The 9,104-nt window shown below is 33.7% G+C and carries 7 protein-coding genes; 6 read left to right on the forward strand and 1 reads right to left on the reverse strand.

Annotation, left to right across the window (positions count from 1 at the left end; translation table 11 throughout):
- The first annotated feature begins 3 nt into the window (after positions 1-3).
- Genes VP97_RS06835 through VP97_RS06845 form a run of 3 tightly spaced genes read left to right on the forward strand, consistent with a single transcriptional unit; the run spans position 4 to position 5,268 of the window.
- Positions 4-2,862: a hypothetical protein gene (locus VP97_RS06835; protein WP_216594920.1), complete on the forward strand. Its 2,859-nt coding sequence runs from the start codon at positions 4-6 to the stop codon at positions 2,860-2,862.
- Positions 2,828-4,513 (forward strand): site-specific integrase, encoded by a 1,686-nt coding sequence (locus VP97_RS06840; RefSeq protein WP_050180979.1) that lies wholly within the window; start codon positions 2,828-2,830, stop codon positions 4,511-4,513. Before VP97_RS06835 ends, VP97_RS06840 begins: the two co-directional genes overlap by 35 nt.
- A 2-nt stretch (positions 4,514-4,515) precedes the next feature.
- A complete protein-coding gene (locus VP97_RS06845) occupies positions 4,516-5,268 on the forward strand; it encodes a hypothetical protein (protein WP_050180980.1) in 753 nt (250 codons plus the stop codon).
- A gap of 139 nt (positions 5,269-5,407) precedes the next feature.
- Here the strand turns inward: VP97_RS06845 and VP97_RS24470 are convergent, their stop codons facing one another.
- The gene (locus VP97_RS24470) at positions 5,408-5,665 is read right to left on the reverse strand and encodes a hypothetical protein (RefSeq protein WP_245629851.1); all 258 of its coding nucleotides are present in this window, start codon (positions 5,663-5,665) and stop codon (positions 5,408-5,410) included.
- A gap of 504 nt (positions 5,666-6,169) precedes the next feature.
- Between VP97_RS24470 and VP97_RS06855 the strand changes: the two genes are divergently transcribed.
- From VP97_RS06855 to VP97_RS06865, 3 genes are all read left to right on the forward strand, one after another.
- Entirely contained in the window at positions 6,170-6,571 is a 402-nt protein-coding gene (locus tag VP97_RS06855; RefSeq protein ID WP_050180981.1) for a hypothetical protein, read from the forward strand.
- 162 nt (positions 6,572-6,733) lie between these two features.
- Complete coding sequence (locus tag VP97_RS06860) at positions 6,734-7,102, forward strand: hypothetical protein (RefSeq protein ID WP_050180982.1); 369 nt, start codon at positions 6,734-6,736, stop codon at positions 7,100-7,102.
- Between the two features lie 573 nt (positions 7,103-7,675).
- Positions 7,676-8,962 carry a replication-associated recombination protein A gene (locus tag VP97_RS06865; RefSeq protein WP_245629852.1) on the forward strand — a complete coding sequence of 429 codons (1,287 nt, stop codon included), beginning with the start codon at positions 7,676-7,678 and terminating at the stop codon, positions 8,960-8,962.
- Positions 8,963-9,104 lie beyond the last annotated feature (142 nt).

The raw sequence follows: 9,104 nt of genomic DNA on the forward strand, positions 1-9,104 counted from the left end.
AGAATGCAACTAAAACCTATTTCTATAGAGGAAGCTGTTCAGCATACTGAAGGATACCAAAAGCGTATAATTGAATTGGAGCATTATAAAAATCTTTATAAAACAAGGAATAGAATTAAAACAGAAAATCCTGAATTACTAGGTTACTTTGGAATTAAATTTATCAAGCGCTTAGGCGATGAAGGAATAATTTTAAAAAAAGAAGTTAATGGACGGTTACTATACTCTCTCTATTCTCTAGCTAAATACCAGTTATCATATGAAGAATTAAAAAAGAATTTTTATACTGTTCCCGAGGCCTTAAAAGAGTTTGGTTATGATAAACAAACTAATTACTTATATCAACACGTTCACGAGGAAAAATTTTTGAAATTACATAATGATGGTTATCTAAAAACTATCTTGCTAGACCATAAAATCCAGTATTCTAATGTATTCATTCTAAAAAATGAAATACAACGATTTATAAATGAGCATATTTCATGGGTAGATGCTGCAAATGAAGCTGGTGTTACCCTAGCCACCTTTCAACAAGAGTGGATGAAGAAATACACAAAAGATATCATCAAATTCAGTAAATCTTATTCAGAGTTTAGGTACATTAATAAAAAAGATTGGAAATCGTTTCTACTGGAAAAAACAAAGGCTCATTACATTACAAAAGAACAAACAGCGAAAATCTTGGGGATAACTGCTTCTAGTTTAGACAAGGCAGCAAAGGCATATAACATTATTCCCTTAACAGAAAACAATTCTCCTTTAACCTACTTCACAAAAGAAGATGTAGAGTTGCTTATCGCGAAACAAAATGAATTATGGAAACAAATACGTAATGATTATCTAACAGCCAAAGAAGTTGTTAACTTATTAGATATAACTTATTCAGGATTTCGCCAAAAACATTACCAAAATAGATTAAAGACAATTTATGTTCCCCCGCTCCTTTATGTAATTCGAGACAACATTAATTTTCGAACTGGTCGTCAAAAAATCTATTTAAAAGAAGATGTTCTTTTGCTTCTTAAAGAAAGACAAAGAGAAAAAGTCATAGAAAACCTTATCCATCAATCCAATTCCAATAATGCGTTTCATATCCTAAAAACTTTACTTAATGAAACAAACGTTCAATTTAGTGAAAATTCTGAAAGAACTAAAGAGTATTGGTTCAAATATATACATCGAAAAGCTGCTAAGAGCACAGCGTCCGATAAATCAATAAAGAAAGACGCAAGAATTTTTTTTAATACAACACACCTTTTAAAAGAATTAACAAACCTAAAAGAAATATATGATTATACTGACAGAGAATTAAACTTAGCAGTATTTAACTCGAACGTGAATTGGTCTATTCAATTGGAAATGTATAAATTTTTAAAGTCTATTTTTCAGAGCCGTACTAAAGCCGGCTTATCAATTAATTATAATTTTAACCGGCTTAAAAACATTTATAAGAAAACAATCAGTGTTTCAAAAGAAAAAGTAATCTACTCTATTGACGAGTATATTCGTTTATTAGAATTTTCAAAAGATATTCAATACCATAAAAAAAGAGCTATTGAAGATATTAATTCACAAATCAAAGGAGCTAACCACGCATCTAGAGATTCAGCTTGGCTTTATATACTGCTTCATCTTACTAATGCTTGGAGACATTACGACATTACCATTTTCCCTCGTATTAATTTAAAGCAAACGAGAATTGACGAAATGGAGCCTAATAAAGCATTAGATTGGCTAGATAACAACACATTAAATGAGAACGAAATCGAGGCTATTATTGCTCAAGTAAGAGCTATGTCATTTATTCACTCTAAAACCAAGAAAAAACGTCATTTTTTTTGTTCAAAAGAGCTAAAACAGGCTTTGGTTCATTCTTTAATATTATGCGAGTTACGTTGCCGTATATGCCAACCATTAGCTGAAACGTTAATTAATTTTGGAACCGAAACAAAGAACCACATTTTCAAAGAAAATCAAAAAAAGGCTTTCTTCGAAGAACTTGACTCAGATTTTAATTTTCAGTCAAGAAAAATGAATCGTACCCTAATAAGTTATATCTATAGTGTTATTAAAAAGAAAACACACCGGAATCCATTAGAAGTAACAAAACATGTACGCAGTCACGTTAGCGAGGAAACAACGAATATTTATATTGATATCCCACAAGAACAATTAGATTTTATTACCGACCAACTTTTTGATTTAGGCCACTTTGGTTATATATATGACACTTTGAGTGAAATGCTATTACCTGAAGCCCCAACTGATAGAAAAAATAGAACACAATATTCTCTAATAGTTAAAAAAGTATTTGGCGACGTTTATCAAATTGAACAAATGGCTCACTATTTAAACCGTTTGGCGGAAGAACAACATATTGTACGCTGTGTACTAGAAGGCTTTTCCTTAGAAAAAAGACAGGAACTGCTTGATTTAATAAAGCTCGGGCAGCAACCGGCTAAAAAAGATGGGTTTCAATGCCTGTATCAAGAATGTCGGTTTCCTTTGAGAGACTGTGAGAAATGTCCTTTTGTAATCCCCCATTTCCATGCTTTATCACAGTTAGGCGAAGAATTTTATTTAATGCTAAACGAATTTAAAACAAAATTTAATTTAACCAGTAAAAATGGCGAGAAAATCCGGCTAGCAAATAACTTGTATAGCTACCTTCATTTGATTAGCATTGCAGTTAAAAAATTTGGAAAGGAATCTGTCTCTCCTTTTTTTGAAAATGGGTTAGAGAGTGTTAAGCAAGAGCTGTCCTTACTGCCAAGCATGAAAGAATATGTAACAATTCCAAATATTAAGCAAGGAGTTCAAAAAGTCGATGATAAAAAAGAAATCAGAACAAGAACCGATTGAAATATTTAATGATTTTCAATTTAATGTAGAAGACATCAGTCAACAAGCTAATGAGATATTAGCTGAGCAGAGAGAAAAGAAGCTTTTAATCAAAGGTGACCTCGATAGTGATGAGTGGCGCTTCATTTGTGATACTCGTTATACAGAAGTCTACTTTAATTTCAAAGATATAAGAAAAAAGTTGACTTTTTTGAAAGCAGATGATGAGCTCATCGTCCTCTCTTTAAAGTGTTGGATTGCTACTTTACTTCCTTACCGTTCGATTGAATCGGTTCTTAAATATTATAAATATGTAGAGTTGTTCTTATCTATTTCCCAAATTTTCAATGAAGAATATTTGGAAAAGACTCAGCTTTACCTAACCCATGAATGTGATGATAGAACACGCTGGAATTTATGTGTTCCTATATTAAACTTTATCGACTTTTTTGCAGAAATTAATTCTGGACTGTCGTATCAAAAAATGCTCTTAGATGTAAAAGAATCTATAAACATGGAAAAAGTCAGCGGGATGGTTCGGCAACTTCCCTCTCCACACGATGTTTTAACTTTTTCCTGGGTCCTTGAAGATTCTTTTAAAAAAAATAATAAGAAAAACAATTTTTATTTTAAATACTATCCCATATTTATTTGGTGGTCGTTAAGTACTTTAATTCCAATGAGGCCTTCTGAATTTTGCGCTATTAAAAGAGATACCTTAAGTGAAGAAAACAATAGATATTATATTAAATTACCCAGGATAAAACAGAAAAACAATTCTCATAAAGTACAAATTGTTGATAAAATAGCTATTCCCCAAGAGCTTTATGCACAATTACAAGATTACATTCTGAGCACTGATTCATTTGGCACTACAGAAACGCTTATCTCTTATCCCTCTATCAAAAGTAAAAAAGCAACCAAAGGAAAAATACATTTTGAAAATAGGTTTCGCTATAATAACCTCCATTTTCTTTTAGAGGAATTTTATAATCAAGTAATTGAAAAAGAATATGAAATGGACTATATGCAAAGAATACGCCTTGGGGATACTCGTCACTTCGCTTTTCTAAATTTAATGCGGCAAGGATATCATCCTGTTGAAATTGCCCGTCTAGGTGGTCATACATCTCTACAAGCTCAGTATCACTATCAGCAGCACACAGAATATTGGATTGATGTGGAAACTCTTCAACTAATGCACCGCCTTAACTTTCAAAAAAAAATAAATAAGAACAATGATTACTCAACTGGCAACCATAGTTATCATCTTGATGATGAATTTATAAGAGAGAAAGTCTTAAAAAGTAATAATGAGCCAGTAAAAATAGATGTAGAAATTGGATACTGCACTGACCCGAATATGCATTGCTATGTAAGCAAATGTTATTTTTGTGACCATTGGAGAATAAGCCAAGAAGAGTATTTACTGAAAAGAAAAGAAATTGATAAAGAATTACAGCAAAGCAAGAATGAAATTGGACAGTTAGTTAAGACAATGAGCAATTTATACAGCATCATCTTAAAGGAAGCGGTTGAAATAGATTTTGCAGAGTGGCATCCTCAAATTAATAAAGACTTATTTATTTCAAAGAAGCAATTAGATGAAAAAATGCATAAAGCGCTCAATTTTTCTACTAATCTATCAATTATGCTAAAAGGTGTCGAGTAATTATGGCTAATAAAAGAGGTAGACCAAAAAAAGAATTCCCTCCAGACCTTATACAAAATATCATCTATCGTTATGCCAAAGAACAAAAAACAACTGGAAAAATAAGATATATGGATATGTATCGTTTTTCTAAAGAATTATTTAATAATAAGGAAATCGACCATAATATTGGGGAGTTTTTCTGGAGAAAAGGTGAAGGCAGAACAGCCATTGACAAAGCAAATCAAGTGATGAAACACGATATTCTTAGCGAAATTGAGGAAGATGAATCCCTAGTCAATACTAAAGATACAGTTAATAAATTCTTTACTGGAAAAAAGAGCGATAAAGAGAAATTAATTGGCGCTTTAAAGATAAATGAAATAAAGTTACAACAATATATCAAAAAATGTAAAAGGTTAGAAAAAGAATTAATTGAAGTTAGAGAACTTTTGAAAAAAGAAAAATCAAAGAGTAGTCAGTATAAAGACAATGCTAACTCCTATCAAGAAACACTATTCCAATGGATGGAACTAAGTATGAGCAAAGAAATCCCATTAACTAATTTATTGACAGTTGGAAAAACGCGAACACCTATCGTGGAAGAATTACTAACAAGTATGTTATCTGAAAACCCTATTGAAACATTTGATAGAATAAACACGCTAAAAAGCCGCAGCTTAGCATCCGAAAGTACAAGTGTGGAAGATAGAATTTTACATCTTAGTTCATCAAAAATTAAACAAAAAAGTGTCTTGGATGATATTGATTTTTAATAAAACCCCACCTATCTCAAACAATTGACTAGGTGGGATATTTTTTTATTTGGCTCCGTTAAAGATTAAGGTTGATATTTTATCAAACAATAGAATCCCAAAATTAGAAGTCCTATTTTGTGTATTACCTTATCTACTGCTACCTTTTTAATAAAAACCTTGGTGAAGGAAGAACTTCTTGTTCAGCTTCGAAATACGCGAGTTTATCTGATATACAGGAAACTATTGACGGCATTCCCATCCCAACAGCGTATTCTAAGGCAGTTAATAATGACAACTCCTTGCCATCAATTTCTTCATCCCAGGAAATTATATAACAGCGGTCTCCAGCACCATTTTGTTTTAACAACCTTGCTATTTCTACGGAGTCTAAATTTGGTTTTGGAATGTCAAACACATACTCTTCACGAAGAATTGTTCTATAGGAATGACAAAGACGTCTTAGACATCTTTGTGTTTTTTAGCCGAAGACAATTCAAACAAAACCCTGTCTTGGAGACTTTTTGTGAAAAATGATTTTACAATTATTTTCTCAGTCTTTTTATCCAATCTAATCCCTCCATACTCTTGCTAATTTTGGTAAATTCCCCAATTGGAAAATCCCGATAATCTAGGGCTATCATAGGCCGCTTCCGTTAATAATAGACAGCTAGCGATAATCATTTTACTTACAGTTGTATTGTCATTCGAATATTGAATAACGTCTAAGAATTGGAACCAGCTCAAATAATGGTCGAAATACTCTGTTGAAGTTAAAATTTTGAGGTATTTACGGCTTCTTACGAAGCTTATCTATAAGAATATATTATTTTAATTAGAGGCGTTATAATAGAGAAACAATATCTGTGCTTCTCCGTCAGTTTGCAACTAAATCAAGATAATAAACATGGGGGGACTAGAGATGGATATCAACGATTATCAAGGAATTGACGATGCCCTTATCAGAAAAATAACATACGAAGTAAGAAAGCAGACTATTTTGGTCGCACGGCTATATCTACGCGGAAGAAAAATTCCTCGAATTGTTGAAGAGACCGAGATGGACGAATCAACCGTTCAAGCAATTGTTAAGCTTATTGACAGAATTGAGGAAGAAGAAAGCAGATACAGCGGACCATTCGGCAAGTTTCAGCGAGAGCATGATAAGAAAGTTTATTCAGAAGCAGTAGAAATGTTTTCGATAATTTATCCACGTTACGAACAAGGAAAAACCATCCCTCAAATAGTTGAGGAGACAAATCTGGATGCACCCACCGTCCAAAAGTATGTTCAATTTATCGAAGAACGTGAAGAAGAATGCTGAAATTAACTATACCAAGGAGACAATACGGAAAACCTCCACGGCATAACAGATGAAGGATATAAGAAGATAATCAGAGACCTTTGAGGACAGCAAACCGTTGCCGTATTCCTTGAATCTTCCTAAAGACCAAATTCCATACGTATAGCGAACAGGAGAAAAAGTATGACGAACTTAAAAATTTGTTTGACTGATGACCTACAAAGATATCAAAAAGAAACATGGGATGATTACATTGCTTCTTATTCATTAACATTTGAATTTCGCAACACCAGCGAATGTACCGGAGTTTTGAATGTAAATTTCGATGTCCGAGGTTTCGGAATCGATGGGTTTGAAGGTGGTATTGATGTATCCTATGAACTCCTTTTTTTTGAAGGACCAGAAGGGAAACTATTGGAAGACGACGAGGCATTTGTATTCATTTTTACTCATTTTGGAAAAGAAATCAGAAAGATTGTTGATACGGCCTGGGATGTGCTCTACGAACATTATGAAAATGGCATGCCCATTACGATATTTAAAAATGAATAATATTTACAGAAAGAGTTGATATAACACTCAAAGTCAAAAGTCACTCCTCCTCCTGAATATCCTTTCTTACCATGTTTTCAGCGATTTTCACTAAAACTTTTATACAGAATTTTATGCAACGCTGATTTTCCGATATTTCCTCTCTCGGAACAGACTAGATTTGTGCATAAAATTCTGCACAAAACTGGCAGATTGAACGTTCTTTTTCTTCTAATATCGCATTTAATACTCCTTTGCTCCTCTCTAGCGTCCTGTCTACATACTGCTCCAGGCCGATATGATGCAGTCAGAGGTTCAAGTATATCCTTGGCATTACACAGGTGTTCCCGCTGAACAGTTCGACCCGTTCATGCAGCAATTCCAAGTGTTTATGAGTGTGTTTTCTCCATTCGAAATTATCCTTTATTTCTATCAGCTTTCTGGTTCCCTTTTCTAAAACGAAGCACAGATTAAAGCAATCCATTGGAATTCTCAGTGCTTCTCTTTTATATTGTTTTTAATAAAGGTGATTAGCCTATTAGTGAAAAATTTATTTATGAATTTTGCTTTAGTATTTTGAAAGGAGTTTTTCATGTGTTTCAAACCGAACCCTTATCTCATCGTATGCGGCCTAAAAGCGTTGATGAGATAGTAGGTCAAGAAGATATCATAGGACCTAATACTGCTCTTTATCGTATGATTCAAAATGGACATGTTCCATCTATGCTTTTATACGGACCACCAGGAACAGGAAAAACCTCTCTTGCCTTTGCAATAGCAGGTTCGACCAAAAAAGATTTTTATGCTTTGAATGCTACAACGGCAGGAAAAAAAGATATAGAAGATGTTATTGAAGAAGCAAGATTAACACGCAATGCTATTCTTTTTATTGATGAGATTCACTTGTTAAATAAAACTCAGCAAGACTCCCTTCTCAAAGCTCTTGAAGAAGGAGTCTTTACGCTTATTAGTGCCACTACAGAAAATCCATACCATAGCGTTAGAGGGGCTATTCTTTCTAGAACCGGACAAATTAAACAGCTTAAACCCTTACCTTCGTCAGCTATTCTTACATTGCTAAAAAGAGCATTAGAGAACAGTGTTGATGGCTTAGGAAAGATGAACATTCATATATCGGATGAGTCTCTTAAATTAATTGCTCAAACAACAGGGGACGGTCGTTCAGCTCTAAATTTGCTAGAGGATATCGTATGGGCCTCTGAAAAAGACGAAAAAAACAATACAATTGTAACAGAAGAGACGGTAAAGCAATGCATAGGGAATAAAGGTTTTTCTCATGATAAAAAAGGCGACATTTACTACAATTTATTATCAAGTCTTCAAAAAAGCATCAGAGGGAGCGATGTAGACGCAGCCCTTCATTATCTAGCCCGGTTATTAGAAGGCGGAGACCTTATTTCGATTTGCAGACGTATTTTGGTGACTGCCTACGAAGATATTGGCTTGGCAAATCCCGAATTATGTGCAAGAGTATTATCCGCACTAGAATCTGTTGAGCGTTTGGGTTTGCCTGAAGGACGTATCCCATTGTCTGTCATTACCATTGAATTATGCTTATCTGCAAAAAGTAACTCAGCCTACAAAGCATTAGACAAGGCGATTGATGATGTTCGAAAAGGAAAAACGGGTGATATACCTATGCATTTGAGAGATGCTCACTATCAAGGGGCTGCGAAGCTAGGTCATGGTCAAGAGTATTTATATCCTCATAATTATCCAAGCGGTTGGGTCAATCAAGAGTATTTACCAGCCGAATTAAAGAGCGCTGTTTACTATGAACCAAAAGAATCAGGAGAAGAAAAAAGGCTAAGTCAAATTCATCAGAAGCTAAATTCTTTAAAGAAACGTTCCATTAAATAATAATGTTGATTCCCTTTTTGAACTCCCATGTAAAAACATTTTTTTATACAATTTTTTTGTGATGTTTGCATTTTGTGGTCGGCTAACAGGGCAGGCTCATACAGTTGAACAAAAACAGTAAAATAGGTGCTCTTCACCCAAC

It is taken from the genome of Domibacillus robiginosus, assembly GCF_000966195.1.
Lineage (GTDB): Bacteria > Bacillota > Bacilli > Bacillales > Domibacillaceae > Domibacillus > Domibacillus robiginosus.

What these genes read in the sequence shown, in the direction of transcription:
- VP97_RS06835 (WP_216594920.1), top strand. Translation starts at nt 4, where the DNA reads ATGCAACTAAAACCTATTTCTATAGAGGAAGCTGTTCAGCATACTGAA.
- VP97_RS06840 (WP_050180979.1), top strand. Translation starts at nt 2,828, where the DNA reads ATGATAAAAAAGAAATCAGAACAAGAACCGATTGAAATATTTAATGAT.
- VP97_RS06845 (WP_050180980.1), top strand. Translation starts at nt 4,516, where the DNA reads ATGGCTAATAAAAGAGGTAGACCAAAAAAAGAATTCCCTCCAGACCTT.
- VP97_RS06860 (WP_050180982.1), top strand. Translation starts at nt 6,734, where the DNA reads ATGACGAACTTAAAAATTTGTTTGACTGATGACCTACAAAGATATCAA.
- VP97_RS06855 (WP_050180981.1), top strand. Translation starts at nt 6,170, where the DNA reads ATGGATATCAACGATTATCAAGGAATTGACGATGCCCTTATCAGAAAA.